Genomic DNA, 13,897 nt, shown 5'->3' on the forward strand with positions numbered 1-13,897 from the left:
TTTGCCCGCCAGCACGTTCCGGAGAATCCGTTCCATGAGCCCTCCCTCGCAGATCTACGCGAAGATCACCGGTCCCATCGTCATGGTCGGCTTCGGCTCCATCGGCAAAGGCACGCTGCCGCTGATCGAGCGGCATCTCGACTACGACAAGTCGCGCGTCACCGTGATCGATCCCAAGGACGAGGGCCGCAAGGCGCATTGTGAGAAGCACAATGTCCGCTTTATCCAGAAGGCCGTGACAAAAGACAATTATCGCGAATTGCTGTCCCCGCTGCTCACCGAAGGCGGCGGCCAGGGCTTTTGCGTCAATCTCTCGGTCGACACCGGTTCGACCGACATCATGGAGCTCTGCAACGAGCTCGGCGCGCTCTATATCGACACCGTCAACGAGCCCTGGCTCGGCTTCTATTTCGATTCCTCGAAGGGCCCGGAAGCCCGCTCCAATTACGCGCTGCGCGAGGTGACGCTGGCGGCCAAGAAGGCGCGCGCGGCCGGCTCGACCACGGCCGTCTCCTGCTGCGGTGCCAATCCCGGCATGGTCTCCTTCTTCGTCAAGCAGGCGCTGCTCAACGTCGCCGCCGATCTGAAGCTCAATGCCCCCAAGCCGAAGACCCGCGCCGAGTGGGCGGATCTGATGCGGCAGGCCGGCATCAAGGGCATCCACATCGCCGAGCGCGACACCCAGCGCTCGAAGAAGCCGAAAGAGCCCGACGTCTTCGTCAACACCTGGTCGGTGGAAGGCTTCCTGTCGGAAGGCGTGCAGCCGTCCGAGCTCGGCTGGGGCACTCATGAAAAATGGATGCCCGAGAATGCGAAGACGCATGAAGCCGGCTGCGGCGCGGCCATCTACCTGATGCAGCCCGGCGCCAACACGCGCGTGCGCACCTGGTGCCCGACCCGCGGCGCGCAATACGGCTTCCTCGTCACCCACAACGAGTCGATCTCGATCTCGGATTACTTCACCGTGCGCGACGCCTCGGGCAAGGCGATCTTCCGGCCGACCTGCCACTATGCCTATCATCCCGCCGACGATGCGGTGCTGTCCCTGCACGAGATGTTCGGGCGCGCCGCCAAGATGCAGGAGAAGCACCACATCCTCGACGAGAACGAGATCGTCGACGGCATCGACGAGCTCGGCGTGCTCCTGTTCGGCCACGACAACAATGCCTATTGGTATGGCTCGCAGCTCTCGATCGAAGAGACCCGCGCGCTGGCGCCCTACCAGAACGCGACCGGTCTCCAGGTGACCTCCGCCGTCCTCGGCGGCATGGTGTGGGCACTGGAAAACCCGAGGGAAGGCATCGTCGAAGCCGACGAGATGGATTTCGAGCGCCTGCTGGAAATCCAGCTGCCGTATCTCGGCCCGGTGAAGGGCTATTACACCGACTGGACGCCGCTGACGGATCGGCCCGGACTGTTCCCGGAGGATATCGACACCAGCGATCCCTGGCAGTTCAGGAATATCCTGGTGCGGTGAGGGGCGACGCGCCTCGCCTCACCAACAACTGTCATGCCCCGCGGAGGCGGGGCATCCAGTACGCCGCGGCCCATCCGTATCCACGCTCCGTCTCTGGAATACTGGATCCCCCGCCTTCGCGGGGATGACACCGAGTGCTTGGATGGGCGCGTAGCCGCCAGCTACTTCTTCTCAATCGGCGGCGCGATCTTCTCGGCCGGAGCCGGCGGCAGTGCCGGTTTGGCGGCGCCCGCCGCACCCTGCGTCTGCGGATCGGGACGCGCAGGCTCCGGCGCCGGCGTGGTCGGCCGGTCGCCGCCGGGCTTGGCTTCCGCGGGCTTGTTCTGATCGTCCGACGGCGTGCCCTGCAGCGGCGGGGTTGCCTGCGCCAGCTGCATCCGGCTTTCGGCGCGGATTTGCGCAATCGATACGCCCGATATCACCACGCCGGCCGCAAACAGCGTGCAGGCGATGATGAAGTCCAGTTTCAGTCTGCGCTTGTCATTGCCGGTCATGTCGATCACCGCATTTGTCTGCGGGATCAACGAAGTGGCAGCGCTGCGGTTCCGTGTCCGGTGGGGTGGGAACCTGACCGTTCGCGCGCCAAAATGACGCCCTTACTCCGTCGTGCTGACTTCCCAGGTCGCGTGCCGCACGCCCGGCAGATGCTGCAGATCGGTTGCCGCCGCGTTCAGCTCGTTCGGATCGACTGCGTTCGCGACCAGCTTGGCGACGATCTCCAGCATGTCCTCGCCGAGTTCGACGACCTCGATGCCCGCCACCGGATATTTCGCGCCCTCGAGCTTCTCGACGAGGCGATCGCGCATGTCCGGCAAGGCATCGGCCGCGACCGCAAGCTTGAAATAGTAGGTCGCCTCCAGCGCCTTCTCGTTCAGCGGGATGCGGTTGATGGCATTGACCAGCGGGCGCAGCATGGTGTTTCCGGCGATGACGAAGACCGTCAGCGCGGCCGCTTGCGCGACCATGTCGGCACCGGCGCAGGAGCCCACCGCGGCCGAGGCCCATAGCGTCGCCGCGGTGTTGAGCCCGCGCACGTCCATGCCCTGCTTCATGATGACGCCGGCGCCGAGAAAGCCGATGCCGGACACGACATAGGCGATCACCCGCACCGCGCCCTCGGCATTGTCCAGCTGCATGGCGAGATCGACGAAGGCGGCAGCTCCCACTGCGACCAGCACGTTGGTGCGCAGGCCGGCGGTACGCTGGCGATATTGCCGCTCGGCGCCGATCAGCGTGCCTAGCACGAAGGCCGCGGTCAGGCTGATGAGCGTGTCGGCGAAATCGCCCAGTTGGAAGGTCGTGAGAAAGCGCATGAATGTGAGCCGTCGCAGGATAGGCACGGCGCAACAGCGCCCTGGCCCACCCTATGACCTGAACGATGACGAATTAAAGCTCGAGAAGTCCGCCGTCCCCATTTTCGTCGGCGAATGCCAGCAGCGTGCCCTTGGCGTTCCAGCCGATCGCGGCGACGGGGGGCGTGCCGTTGCGGCGGACCAGGATCTCCGCGCCGTCCTCCAGCCGCACCATCAGCACGGTGCCGTCGCTGTAGCCGGCAGCGAGGATGTCGTTCTTGGGATGGCAGGCAACCACCGCCACGCGCGCCTGCAGCGGCGCGAGCATCGCGGGCTCCTTGCCCATCGGACCGTCCTTGCTGCCGAACGGCCATATGATGACCGTGTCGGCGCCCGAGGTCGCCAGGCCCTTGCCGCCCGCGCTCCAGGACATCGAGCGGACGCGGCCGGGATAACCGGTCATGCGCATGTGCCTGTTGTCGGCGAGCCGCCAGCCATGCAGCGCCGGCTCGTGCATCGCGGTGACCAGGAATTTGTTGTCGGGGCTGAAAGTGACGGCGTGATGCGAGCCGGCCCAGGGCAGGAATTCGGCCGAGCCTTCCATATTCGGAAACCACAGCGTCGCGCCGTTGTAATGCGCGATCGCAAGCCGCAGCCCCTTCGGCGCGAAGGCGAGCCCGCCGACGGTCGAGGGCACCTCGAGCGACTTCTCCTCGGCCTTGCCGCTCTTGACGGTCGCGACCTTGCCGGCCGACCAGGCGAAGGCGCCGCCGTCGGCCTGCAGCGCGACCGCGTCGATCCAGCGCCGCTTCGGATCGGTGGCGAGCAGCGTCACCTCGCCCCTGGCGTCGAGCGCGACGACCTTGCCGTCGTCGCCGCCCATGACGATACGCTTGCCGTCGGAAGCGGCTGAGAGAATGCCGCCGCCGTGCACGGCGACCTTGGTGACCTCTCCCTGGCCGTCGACGAAGGCGACGTTCTCCTCGCCCCCGACGAAAGCGGCGCGGTCGCCGAGGAAGTACACCGATGTCACGCCCATGCCGAGCGCAACAGGCTTCACCCGGTCGGTGACGGAGACGATCGAGGCGGAATCGGGGGCCGGCGTGAACTCTTTCATCACGAGACGATGCAGCTCTCGAAACCCTCGCGAATGGCCTTTTCCGGCAATTCGCGGCCGATGAAGACGAGGCGGCTCTCGCGTTTCTCGCCCTCCTTCCACTTCCGCTGGTGGTCGCCCTCCAGCATCATGTGGACGCCCTGGAAGACGTAGCGGTCGTCGTCGTCGTGGAAGGCGAGGATGCCCTTGGAGCGCAGGATCTTCCCGCCCTCGACCTGCACCAAATTCTGCAGCCAGGGCATGAACACGTTGGGATCGAGCGGCTTGTCGGTCTTGAGCGACAGCGACTGCATGTCCTCGTCGTGATAATGCTTCAGGCCGTGGCCGTGATCATGGTGATGATGGTCGTGGCCGTGATGGTGGTGATGATCATGGTCGTGGTCATGATCGTCGCCGGCTTCGAGGAAATCCGGCTCGATGTCGAGGATGCGGTCGAGGTCGAACGCGCCGCGGTCGAGCACGTCGGCCAGCGCCACCGAGCAGCGCTCGGTGCGATGCAGCTTCGCATAGGGATTGATGCCGCGGATGCGGGCCTCGACTTCGGCCAGCTCGCCCTTGTTGACGAGATCGGTCTTGTTGAGAACGATGACATCGGCGAAGGCGATCTGGTTCTTGGCCTCGGGCGCGTCCTTGAGACGATCGGACAGCCATTTGGCGTCGGCGACCGTGACCACCGCGTCGAGCCGGGCGTTCTTCTGCACGTCCTCGTCGACGAAGAAGGTCTGGGCGACCGGCGCGGGATCGGCAAGGCCGGTGGTCTCGACGATGATGGCGTCGAACTTGCCCTTGCGCTTCATCAACCCGTCCATGATGCGCACGAGGTCGCCGCGCACGGTGCAGCAGATGCAGCCGTTGTTCATCTCGAACACTTCCTCATCGGCGCCGATGATGAGGTCGTTGTCGATGCCGATCTCGCCGAATTCGTTGACGATGACGGCGTATTTCTTGCCGTGGTTCTCCGACAGGATGCGGTTCAAAAGCGTGGTCTTGCCGGCGCCGAGATAGCCGGTCAGCACGGTCACGGGAATTTTGGAGGCGGTCGCTTCAGACATAAGAACTCCGGACGTAGGCTGGTCGCGCGACGCGAGGCGGGGTGGCCCCTGCCCTAATGGTCAAGCGCGCTGGTCAGGGCCTTTATATTGTGCCTGACCATATCAATGTAAGTGGGTGCAAGCCCCTTTTCGCCGGTCAAACCGTCGGAAATCAGGGTCCCGCCGACCTTGGCCCCGGTCTCCGCGGCAATCCGCCGGATCAGCCGGTCGTCGCTGATATTCTCGAGGAATACGGCCGGGATCTTCTGGGCCTTGATCTGGCCGATGATGGCCGCAATGTCCCGCGCGCTCGGCTCGGTTTCGGTGGAGACGCCGAGGGGGGCGATGAACCGGATACCGTATTCGGCGGAAAAATAGCCGAAGGCGTCGTGGGTGGAGATCACCTTGCGCCGTTCGGGCGGAATTTTGGCGACGGCCTCGCGGACCTCGCGATCGAGTGTTTCGAGCTTGTCCAGATAGGCCTGGGCCTGGGCACTGAAGAACGCCGCGTCATCCGGATTGGCGGCAGCCAGCGCCTTGGCGATGTCAGCCACGTAGATTTTGACGTTGGGGATGGACTGCCAGGCGTGCGGATCGGCGGCCGAACCGAGCTTGAGGGGCGCGATGCCGGCGCTGACGGTAACGACAATGGCCTTGCTGCCGGCGGACTGCACGAGGCGCGGCAACCAACCCTCCAGCCCAAGCCCGTTGACGATGACGAGCCTGGCCGCAGCAATACGCTTCGCATCGCCGGGCGCCGGTGTGTAGACATGGACGTCGCTATCGGCGCCGACCAGTGTCGTCAGATTGATGCGGTCACCCCCGACATTGCGGACGAAGTCGGCGAGGATCGAGAAGCTCGCGACGACATTGAGCCGCTCCGCCGCGTGCAGCGGCGAGGCGATGAGCAGCAAGGCGACGAGCAAGAGGAAGCGCATCGTCACGCCTCCAGATGCCGGCCGGGAAACAGCTGCCTGACCACGCCGCCGACGCGGCCGAACAGGACCGAAACGATATAGATGACGGTCGCGACCAGAATGATCGCAGGCCCCGATGGCACGCGGGTCTGGAACGACAGCACGAGGCCGGCATAGCCGGAAGCCGCCGCGGCGACGACCGCGATGCAGATCATGGCCGTGAGATCACGCGACCAGAACCGGGCGATGCCCGCCGGCAGGATCATCAATCCCACCGCCAGCAGCGTGCCGAGCGCCTGGAAGCCGTTGACGAGGTTGATGACGACCAGCGCAAGAAAGGCGAGATGCGCGGGGCCGCCGGCCCGGCTCACGGTGCGCAGGAACAGGGGATCGACGCTCTCGATCACCAGAGGACGATAGATCACGGCGAGCACCAGCAGCGTCACCGTAGCGTTGAAGGCGACCACCAGCAGCGTCTGGTCGTCCATCGCGAGGATGTTGCCGAACAGCACATGCAGCAGGTCGATATTGGTGCCCTTGATCGAGACGATGGTCACGCCGAGCGCGAGCGAAGCCAGATAGAAGGTCGCGAGCGACGCGTCCTCCTTCAGGCCGGTCGAGCGCGCAACCACGCCGGCGAGGATTGCAACGGCAAAGCCGGCGATCAGGCCGCCGGCCGTCATCGCGAACAGATTGAGGCCGGAGAGCAGGAAGCCCACGGCGGCGCCGGGCAGGATCGCATGTGCCATGGCATCGCCGACGAGGCTCATCCGGCGCAGCATCAGGAACACGCCGATCGGCGCGCCCGCGAGCGAGAGCGCGATCACGGCGGCAAGCGCCCGCCGCATGAACTCGAATTCGGTGAACGGGCCGATCAGCGCGTCGTAAAGCATCTGATCTCAGGCCGCCCGCGAGCTGACGTCATCGGCGGCGCAGGCCGCGGCGCTGTCGTCGAAGGCCTCGCACATCCGCATCGCGACCAGCAGGTTTTCCGGCGTCAGCACCTCCGCCGTCGGCCCCCACGCCACGGGGCCACGCGCCAGCACCAGCGTCTGGCTGAAATGGTTGCGCACCATCTCCATGTCGTGCAGCGCGGCCAGCACCGTGCGGCCCTCGCCGTGCCACTGCTTGACCAGCGCGAGCAGGTCGGCGGTGGTCTTGCTGTCGATGGCGTTGAAGGGCTCGTCGAGCACGATCAGGCTGGCGTCCTGAAGCACCACGCGCGCGAACAGCACCCGCTGCATCTGGCCGCCCGAGAGCGTGCCGATCGGGCGGTTCTCGAAGCCATTGAGGCCGACGGACGCGATCGCGCGCAGGATCTTTTCGCGCGCGGCTTTGCCGATACCACCGAACAAGCCCGTGCCGCGCCACAGTCCGGTCCCGACGAAATCGAACACCGAGATCGGGAAGCTGCGGTCGATCTCCGCGCTCTGCGGCAGATAGGCGACGTCCCTGCTGTCGAGCCCGCCGAGATGGATGCTGCCGTCGAGCGGCTTGAGGATGCCGACGATGCCACGCAACAGTGTGGACTTGCCGGCACCGTTCGGACCGATCACGGCGACCAGCGCGCCTCGCGCAACCTCGCCGCTGAGATGATGCACGGCCGGATGCCGGTCATAGCCCAGCGTGACGTTGTGAAAGTGGAGCGCCGCCATCGTCATCTCATCGCCAGGAAGACCACGCTCCAGAGCACGACGCAGACGGCGAGCGCTGCCGCGAGGCGGCCCGCCATGGTCATGCGCAGGATCGACCAGGGCGCCGCCTGGGCGGGGTGTGGCGAGGCCGCATCATGGACGTGGGCATGAGTGTGGTCGTGCCCATGCGAATGTCCGTGGTCGTGCGAATGACCATGGGAATGGCCATGAGCGTGGTCGTGAGGATGGGCGTGGGACGCGGCGGGAACCATGCCAGAACGTTACATTATAACATTACGCCTGTCCACGGCTGGGGTGCCGTTCCAAAGCATCCACGGCCAGCCTCACGGCTTGCCGATCACCATCGCGATGGCCGCCGCCACGAACGGGAACGGCACCGACACCGCGCAGCGGAACCAGACGAAACGGGCCGGCATGAACGGGATTTCCCACAGGATGACCCGCTGGAAGGCGAACAGGGCCCAGGCCACGACATAGGCGACCACCTGGGGCACCCCGCCGCCCGATTTCAGCGCCACCGTGCCGATCGAGAAGCCGATTACGGGCCCGCCGGGCGTGGCCGCGCCGGCGAGCACGGCGCTCGCAACCCCGAGCCAGCCGCTGTCCGGCCCGAGCCAGCCGGTGATCACCTCCTGCGGGATGATGGCGGCGATGTAGCCCGAGCCGATCACCCCGAGCGCGATGCGCGGCACGATGTTGACGAAGTCCATCGCGCCTTCGCGCAGCGAGGCCTTGAACACCGTCGGGCCGCGGCGGAAGGCGATCAGCCCGACGCCGAGCACCGAGCCCCACAGCAGGATGTCGATGAGAAGCGCCGCGCTCAAGTCTCGTCGTCCTCAGCGGCGAGCTTCGGATAAAGCCGGACATAGACGAAGCGGCCGAGCGCCCCTGCGAGCACCGGCAGTGGCAGCGAGATGAGGATCCGCCACAGCGTGAAGTCGGTGCCCATGATCGGGATTTCCCAGGCCACCGCCCGGCCATAGCCGATCAGCGTCCAGCTCACGACCATGGCGATGGTGGCACCGAAATCGGCGCCGACCGCGAGCAGCGCGCTCGCCACCGGGTAGGCGGTGAACGGACCGCCGGGCAGGATCGCGCCGAAGGCGGTGCCGATCAGAAGGCCCATCAGTCCGGATTTCGGCCCCAGCGAGCGCGAGACTTTCTCGTGCGGCAGGATTTCCGAGATCAAGGCGCCGAGCAGGCAGCCGGCGAGCACGCGCGGCAGGATGCCCGAGAACAGCGAGAGATCGTGCGTGAGAATGTCCAGGACGCCGTCGGTGCCGTCACGCCGCCAGACCAAGGCGGCACTCACCGCGACCAGAACCGCGATGATGATCGTGGACCAGCCGATCGGCTTGCGCGCACGCCCCGGCCGCGGCTCGGACTCTGGGTCCTCGGTAGGCGCCGGGGCTTTCGGGGAAGGGTCTGACAACGGCTGTGGAACGGCTCAAGGGTGATGCCCATCCTGATTAAGGGCGGCGTTCCCCCGATGCAAACGGTGTGATGACAGACCTGTGCGCACGCCGCGCAGGGCAATTCCGCACAGCAAAAAAGGCGGCCGCGTGAGCGACCGCCCTTGTCGTCATTCCGGGGCGGCGCGTCAGCGCCAAGCCCGGAATCCATCGGACGTCAGCCCGAGGGGATGAATGGATTCCGGGCTCGCGCTACGCGCGCCCCGGAATGACGCTCAGGCCTTGTCGAACAGGGACTCGACGTATTCCCAGTTCACGAGGTTCTCGACGAACGCCTTGAGATAATCAGGGCGGCGGTTGCGGTAGTCGATGTAGTAGGAGTGCTCCCAGACGTCGCAGCCGAGGATCGGGGTAGCGCCGTGCACCAGCGGATTCTCGCCGTTCGGGGTCTTGGAGATCTCAAGCTTGCCGTTCTTGACCTGGAGCCAGCACCAGCCGGAGCCGAACTGACCGACACCAGCCGCCTGGAAGTCGGTCTTGAACTTCTCGAAGCCGCCGAGGTCCTCGTTGATCTTCTTCTCGAGCTTGCCCGGCAGCTTGGTGCCGCCACCATTGGGCTTCATCCAGCTCCAGAAGTGGATGTGGTTGTAGTGCTGGCCGGCGTTGTTGAACACCGCGGGGTTCTTGCCGAACGAGCCCTTGACGATCTCCTCAAGGGACTTGCCTTCCCATTCGGTCCCCTTGAGCGCGTTATTGCCGTTGGTGACGTAGGCCTGATGATGCTTGTCGTGGTGGAATTCCAGCGTCTCCTTCGACATGAACTGGCCGAGGGCGTCATAGGCGTAAGGGAGTGGGGGCAGCGTAAAGGTCATGGGTTCTTGTCCGCGACTGATGGGGAACTGGCTTAACGGGGACTCTTATAGAAGGTTCCCCGGCCGTTAAATACCTTCAATTTGCGAAAACGCGCGATGCGACCGCTGGGCCGGATTGCATAAAATCGACGCAAGCGCTGACATTCGCCGCAGGCGAGATCGATTGTCGCAAAATATCATTGCCTTTGAAGCGCTTATGACAGAACGAATGCATCGCAAAGTGGAGCTCCGAAAGACCAGATCATGAGCATCGAGATCGACATCCTGAACGGCGACGCCTCGTGGAAGATCGCAGAGCCCCTGCATCAGGCAGTCTGGGGGCCGGACAGGATTGCGGACAAGCCCTGGGCTCACCTGAAATGGGCCAATGCCGATCTGCGCGTGCTGATCGAGACGCCAGAGGATGGCCTGGTCTGCCATGTCGGCATCTATTTCCGCACCGTCACCTGGAATGGGCAGAAGGTCCATATCGGCGGCATCGGCGGGGTCTGCACGCGCGAGGACCGGCGCGGCCGCGGCTACGCCACCGTGGCGATCGACGCGGCGGTTCACACCATGCGTGCCAACGAAGCTGTTCGCTTCGCCCTGCTGTTCTGCGAACCCCACAATTTTTCGTTCTACGAGACCCGGAGCTGGCTGCCATTCAAGGGCGAGGTCTATTGCGAACAGCCGGAGGGGCGGATCCGCTTCACCGAGATGGCGCCCTACGTCTTCAACATCGTCCGCGCGCCGACGCTGGGCACCATCGACCTATGCGGGCTGCCCTGGTGAGCCCTGCGTGAGCGAGGGCTGCGCCGGCCGCTTCGCGCCTTATAATATGTCGTCCATCATTTAATATTCCAGCTGGTGAACATGACGATCGACGCCCCCCTAGACGCCGTCCCGCCGCGCGCACCGGTCGCCTCACCCATTGCGAGCCTGCTGACGGCGCCGATCCTGCCGACGCTGCTCCGCCTCGCGATCCCCAACATGATCGCGATGGTCGGCAGCACGCTGGTCGCGATCGCCGAGACCTCCTACATCGGCCGGCTCGGCACCATCCCGCTCGCCGCGATCGCGCTGGTGTTTCCGTTCGCCATGCTGACGCAGATGATGAGCGCGGGTGCGATGGGCGGCGGCGTCTCGTCCGCGATCAGCCGTGCGCTCGGCGCGGGGAATCGCGACCGCGCCGCGACGCTGGCGCTGCATGCCGCCATCATCGGCCTCTGCGGCGGACTGTTCTTCACGGTGATGATGCTCGTCTTCGGACGCTCGTTCTTCACGCTGCTCGGCGGCCGCGAGCGTGTGCTCGAGGAAGCCAGCGGCTATTCGCAGGTGCTGTTCTCCGGCGCGGTCGCGATCTGGCTCGTCAACACGCTGGCCTCGGTGATCCGCGGCACCGGCGACATGCGCCTGCCCTCGATGACGCTGATCGGCGCTAGCGTGCTGCAGATCGTGCTCGGCGGCACGCTGGGGCTCGGCCTGTTCGGCGTGAAGCAATTCGGCATGCCGGGCGTTGCGGCCGGCCAGTTGATCGCGTTCAGTTGCGCGGCAATCTTTTTCCTTTGGTACCTGTTGTCGGGCCGCAGCCGGCTGCAGCTCGATTTCCGCGCCTTCCATTTCGAGCGCGCGATGTTCCTGGATATTCTGAAAGTGGGCGCGGTCGCCTGCCTGTCGCCGCTGCAGACCGTGCTCACGATCTTGATCTTCACGAAGATCCTCGCGACCTTCGGCACCGAGATGCTGGCCGGCTACGGCATCGGCTCGCGACTGGAATTTTTGCTGATCCCGATCACCTTCGCCTTCGGCATCGCCTCGGTGCCGATGGTCGGCATGGCGATGGGCGCCGGACAGGTGAAGCGCGCGCGGCGCGTAGCCTGGACGGCGGCGACGGTCTCCGGGCTGACCGTCGGCCTGATCGGGCTCGTCATCGCGCTCGATCCCGCGCTGTGGGTGTCGTTGTTCACGCGCGATCCCGGCGTCACCGCGGCTGCGCACAGCTATTTCCACTGGGCCGGCCCGGCCTTCGCGTTCTTCGGCATGGGCGTGTCGCTGTATTTCTCCTCGCAAGGCGCAGCGCGCGTCGGCGGGCCCGTGCTGGCCTCCACCGCGCGGCTTCTGATCGTCGCGATCGGCGGCATCGCGCTCATGACGGCGCAGGCGCCGGCCTGGACGTTGTTCGCGCTGGTGGGCGGCGCCATGGTCGTGTTCGGCCTGTCGACAGCGGCCTCCGTCGCCTTCAGCCACTGGGGCAAATGAGCGCAGGTATGTAAACGCACATTGATAAACGCAGGAATGTGATTCCGGCCAGCGTTGCACTATCTCGCCGGCCTGTTATGGAGGCGCTCCATTTCCGGGGCCCTTTCCATGACTTCCAGATTCGCCGCATCCATCGTCGTCCTCGCCGCGTTGCTTGGGACGTCTGCCGCTCATGCGCAGAACGTCGACGGGACATGGCTGACCCAGGCGGGTGATGCGCGCGTCAAGATCACCAAATGCGGCGGCGGCATCTGCGGCGTCGTCGCCTGGCTGCGCGAGCCCTACGACACCGCGACCGGCCAGCCCGCCACCGACAGCAAGAATCCAAATGCTGCGCTCGCCAAGCGATCCATGATCGGCCTGCCGCTGTTCAGTGGCATGGAGCCCGCGGGGCCGAACAAATGGTCCGGCCAGATCTACAATGCCGACGACGGCAGCACCTATGCCAGCAGCATCAGCGTCACGGGCGCGGATTCGCTGCGGGTCGAAGGCTGCGTCGGCGCGCTCTGCGGCGGCGAGACCTGGACGCGCGCGGGGCGGTAGTTGGTCTTGTGTCCCGGACGCGCTGCAGCGCTTGCGCTGCTGTGCAGAGCCGGGACCCAGAAGAGCAGCACGGTGCAAGGTAGGCCCCGGCTCTGCAGCGCACCGTTTCACGCTGCGCTGCGTCCGGGGCACGAGAGCGGCGCTACGCCACCATCGCCTTCAGCGCCGTCGCCGCCGAAGCGTAGCCGCCTCGTGCGCCGTCGATGAAGTGCACGTGATCGCTGCGCAAGGCCGACGGCGTGAAGCAGGTCATCATGGCGGCGTCCTGCTGATGGAGGCCGTAGCGCACGATGCCCTCGCGCGCGGCCGCCGCCAGGCGATCACGCAGCGCGCGTTCGAGCTCCGGCGTACAGTCGAGGATCATGCGCAGGCCGTCGTCATATTTCCTGAAGTCGGAATTCTCGACGACCTGACGCCTGTAGAGGTTTGGCACGAAGCCGCCGACCTTGAGGTTGAAGCGCATGACCAGATAGACGAACAGCGTGTAGGCCAGCACGCCGGCGCGGCGCGCGATCAGCGGACCGCCGCGCCTGGTGCGGGCCTCGTAGTCCAGCCCCTGCGGCGGCCATTTCAGCGGCGGCCCCTGCGGCGGCACCGGGCGTGCACCGTCCGGGCTGCGCTCGACGAGGTGGATGATGTCTTCGATCACCTTGCGAAACAGATTCGGATCGGCGTCCCGTGCCGGCATCACCAGCACCGAAAGGATCAGGCCACGCGAGGCCGGCATCACCTCGAAGCGGCAGGACAGGCCGGAGAGATCGGGCTGCGTGCCGGCGGGCGCCTCCGTGACCGCAAATTCGCCGCGCTTCATCGCGGCGTCGGCGAAGGCGAGCCCGCCGCCCGAGAACATCGCATAGGACAAATTGGCGGACGGGCCGAAGCGCGCGACCCGCACATCGAGGCCCTGCGCGCGAATGGCGCTCACCGGCACCAGCGCAACGCGCATGGTCAGATCGAGATCTTCCCGCACCCAGGTCGCGGTCGCCGCCAGCGCCTCGCGCGCGGCATCGAGGTCGGAGGGCGCGACGGCAAAACTTGCGCCGTCGCCGCCGAACACGAAGGGGAATTCGCGTCCCTCCAAAGCGTTCGTCACCGCTGCGATCACGGCGGCGCCGGCCATGTTGACCGCCTTGTAGCGCTGCGCCGCGATCGCCTTGGTGGAATCGACGATATCGGCAACGCCGATGCTCCAGTCATCCGGGAGCGGCGCGTAGAGCGCGGGGTCCATCAGGCTGGTGAAGCCGCGAAAGACGGGAATGCCGTCATAGAAGGACTCGCCTGAGGTCATCGGGGATGCCGAATGGTTGGAATGCGCAACAGATACGTGGCAGGATCGATCCGGG

General features: G+C 65.7%; 16 protein-coding genes. 4 read left to right on the forward strand and 12 right to left on the reverse strand.

Features of this window, described 5'->3' with window-relative positions; translation table 11 throughout:
- Positions 1 to 34: 34 nt before the first annotated feature.
- Positions 35 to 1,477: a homospermidine synthase gene (locus tag Q0743_RS18505; RefSeq protein ID WP_298242947.1), complete on the forward strand. Its 1,443-nt coding sequence runs from the start codon at positions 35 to 37 to the stop codon at positions 1,475 to 1,477.
- A gap of 161 nt (positions 1,478 to 1,638) precedes the next feature.
- On the opposite strand, the gene Q0743_RS18510 is transcribed toward Q0743_RS18505, so the two are convergent.
- The 11 genes from Q0743_RS18510 to Q0743_RS18560 form a co-directional block, all read right to left on the reverse strand.
- Positions 1,639 to 1,971, reverse strand: coding sequence for a hypothetical protein (locus Q0743_RS18510; RefSeq protein WP_298242948.1), 333 nt, complete (start codon positions 1,969 to 1,971; stop codon positions 1,639 to 1,641).
- Between the two features lie 102 nt (positions 1,972 to 2,073).
- Entirely contained in the window at positions 2,074 to 2,790 is a 717-nt protein-coding gene (locus tag Q0743_RS18515) for an MgtC/SapB family protein (protein ID WP_298242949.1), read from the reverse strand.
- 73 nt (positions 2,791 to 2,863) lie between these two features.
- The gene (locus Q0743_RS18520) at positions 2,864 to 3,886 is read right to left on the reverse strand and encodes a WD40 repeat domain-containing protein (protein ID WP_298242985.1); all 1,023 of its coding nucleotides are present in this window, start codon (positions 3,884 to 3,886) and stop codon (positions 2,864 to 2,866) included.
- A complete protein-coding gene (locus Q0743_RS18525; RefSeq protein WP_298242950.1) occupies positions 3,886 to 4,938 on the reverse strand; it encodes a GTP-binding protein in 1,053 nt (350 codons plus the stop codon). Before Q0743_RS18525 ends, Q0743_RS18520 begins: the two co-directional genes overlap by 1 nt.
- Positions 4,939 to 4,991: 53 nt before the next feature.
- Positions 4,992 to 5,855, reverse strand: coding sequence for a zinc ABC transporter substrate-binding protein (locus Q0743_RS18530; RefSeq protein ID WP_298242951.1), 864 nt, complete (start codon positions 5,853 to 5,855; stop codon positions 4,992 to 4,994).
- Between the two features lie 2 nt (positions 5,856 to 5,857).
- Positions 5,858 to 6,727, reverse strand: coding sequence for a metal ABC transporter permease (locus Q0743_RS18535; RefSeq protein WP_298242952.1), 870 nt, complete (start codon positions 6,725 to 6,727; stop codon positions 5,858 to 5,860).
- A gap of 6 nt (positions 6,728 to 6,733) precedes the next feature.
- Positions 6,734 to 7,489 carry an ABC transporter ATP-binding protein gene (locus Q0743_RS18540; protein WP_298242953.1) on the reverse strand — a complete coding sequence of 252 codons (756 nt, stop codon included), beginning with the start codon at positions 7,487 to 7,489 and terminating at the stop codon, positions 6,734 to 6,736.
- A gap of 2 nt (positions 7,490 to 7,491) precedes the next feature.
- Positions 7,492 to 7,740 (reverse strand): hypothetical protein, encoded by a 249-nt coding sequence (locus tag Q0743_RS18545; protein WP_298242954.1) that lies wholly within the window; start codon positions 7,738 to 7,740, stop codon positions 7,492 to 7,494.
- A 72-nt stretch (positions 7,741 to 7,812) separates the two neighbouring features.
- Complete coding sequence (locus Q0743_RS18550; RefSeq protein WP_298242955.1) at positions 7,813 to 8,313, reverse strand: hypothetical protein; 501 nt, start codon at positions 8,311 to 8,313, stop codon at positions 7,813 to 7,815.
- Positions 8,310 to 8,921 carry a permease gene (locus Q0743_RS18555; RefSeq protein WP_298242956.1) on the reverse strand — a complete coding sequence of 204 codons (612 nt, stop codon included), beginning with the start codon at positions 8,919 to 8,921 and terminating at the stop codon, positions 8,310 to 8,312. The genes Q0743_RS18550 and Q0743_RS18555 overlap by 4 nt, the downstream gene beginning before the upstream one ends.
- A 255-nt stretch (positions 8,922 to 9,176) precedes the next feature.
- Positions 9,177 to 9,773, reverse strand: coding sequence for a superoxide dismutase (locus tag Q0743_RS18560; protein WP_014491764.1), 597 nt, complete (start codon positions 9,771 to 9,773; stop codon positions 9,177 to 9,179).
- A 243-nt stretch (positions 9,774 to 10,016) separates the two neighbouring features.
- Between Q0743_RS18560 and Q0743_RS18565 the strand changes: the two genes are divergently transcribed.
- The 3 genes from Q0743_RS18565 (at position 10,017) to Q0743_RS18575 (ending at position 12,554) form a co-directional block, all read left to right on the forward strand.
- Positions 10,017 to 10,544: a GNAT family N-acetyltransferase gene (locus tag Q0743_RS18565; RefSeq protein ID WP_298242957.1), complete on the forward strand. Its 528-nt coding sequence runs from the start codon at positions 10,017 to 10,019 to the stop codon at positions 10,542 to 10,544.
- 81 nt (positions 10,545 to 10,625) lie between these two features.
- Positions 10,626 to 12,011 carry an MATE family efflux transporter gene (locus tag Q0743_RS18570; protein WP_298242958.1) on the forward strand — a complete coding sequence of 462 codons (1,386 nt, stop codon included), beginning with the start codon at positions 10,626 to 10,628 and terminating at the stop codon, positions 12,009 to 12,011.
- Positions 12,012 to 12,119: 108 nt separating this feature from the next.
- Positions 12,120 to 12,554 (forward strand): DUF2147 domain-containing protein, encoded by a 435-nt coding sequence (locus Q0743_RS18575; protein ID WP_298242959.1) that lies wholly within the window; start codon positions 12,120 to 12,122, stop codon positions 12,552 to 12,554.
- Between the two features lie 142 nt (positions 12,555 to 12,696).
- On the opposite strand, the gene Q0743_RS18580 is transcribed toward Q0743_RS18575, so the two are convergent.
- Positions 12,697 to 13,842 (reverse strand): DUF3095 domain-containing protein, encoded by a 1,146-nt coding sequence (locus tag Q0743_RS18580; protein ID WP_298242960.1) that lies wholly within the window; start codon positions 13,840 to 13,842, stop codon positions 12,697 to 12,699.
- Between the last annotated feature and the right edge of the window lie 55 nt (positions 13,843 to 13,897).

It is taken from the genome of uncultured Bradyrhizobium sp. (assembly GCF_936943645.1).
GTDB lineage: Bacteria > Pseudomonadota > Alphaproteobacteria > Rhizobiales > Xanthobacteraceae > Bradyrhizobium.

Excerpts from the sequence above, each read along its gene's own strand:
- Q0743_RS18560 (WP_014491764.1), bottom strand. The coding sequence starts at position 9,773 with ATGACCTTTACGCTGCCCCCACTCCCTTACGCCTATGACGCCCTCGGC.
- Q0743_RS18545 (WP_298242954.1), bottom strand. The coding sequence starts at position 7,740 with ATGGTTCCCGCCGCGTCCCACGCCCATCCTCACGACCACGCTCATGGC.
- Q0743_RS18510 (WP_298242948.1), bottom strand. The coding sequence starts at position 1,971 with ATGACCGGCAATGACAAGCGCAGACTGAAACTGGACTTCATCATCGCC.
- Q0743_RS18570 (WP_298242958.1), top strand. The coding sequence starts at position 10,626 with ATGACGATCGACGCCCCCCTAGACGCCGTCCCGCCGCGCGCACCGGTC.
- Q0743_RS18520 (WP_298242985.1), bottom strand. The coding sequence starts at position 3,886 with ATGAAAGAGTTCACGCCGGCCCCCGATTCCGCCTCGATCGTCTCCGTC.
- Q0743_RS18515 (WP_298242949.1), bottom strand. The coding sequence starts at position 2,790 with ATGCGCTTTCTCACGACCTTCCAACTGGGCGATTTCGCCGACACGCTC.
- Q0743_RS18530 (WP_298242951.1), bottom strand. The coding sequence starts at position 5,855 with ATGCGCTTCCTCTTGCTCGTCGCCTTGCTGCTCATCGCCTCGCCGCTG.
- Q0743_RS18525 (WP_298242950.1), bottom strand. The coding sequence starts at position 4,938 with ATGTCTGAAGCGACCGCCTCCAAAATTCCCGTGACCGTGCTGACCGGC.
- Q0743_RS18575 (WP_298242959.1), top strand. The coding sequence starts at position 12,120 with ATGACTTCCAGATTCGCCGCATCCATCGTCGTCCTCGCCGCGTTGCTT.
- Q0743_RS18580 (WP_298242960.1), bottom strand. The coding sequence starts at position 13,842 with ATGACCTCAGGCGAGTCCTTCTATGACGGCATTCCCGTCTTTCGCGGC.
- Q0743_RS18540 (WP_298242953.1), bottom strand. The coding sequence starts at position 7,489 with ATGGCGGCGCTCCACTTTCACAACGTCACGCTGGGCTATGACCGGCAT.
- Q0743_RS18535 (WP_298242952.1), bottom strand. The coding sequence starts at position 6,727 with ATGCTTTACGACGCGCTGATCGGCCCGTTCACCGAATTCGAGTTCATG.
- Q0743_RS18565 (WP_298242957.1), top strand. The coding sequence starts at position 10,017 with ATGAGCATCGAGATCGACATCCTGAACGGCGACGCCTCGTGGAAGATC.
- Q0743_RS18505 (WP_298242947.1), top strand. The coding sequence starts at position 35 with ATGAGCCCTCCCTCGCAGATCTACGCGAAGATCACCGGTCCCATCGTC.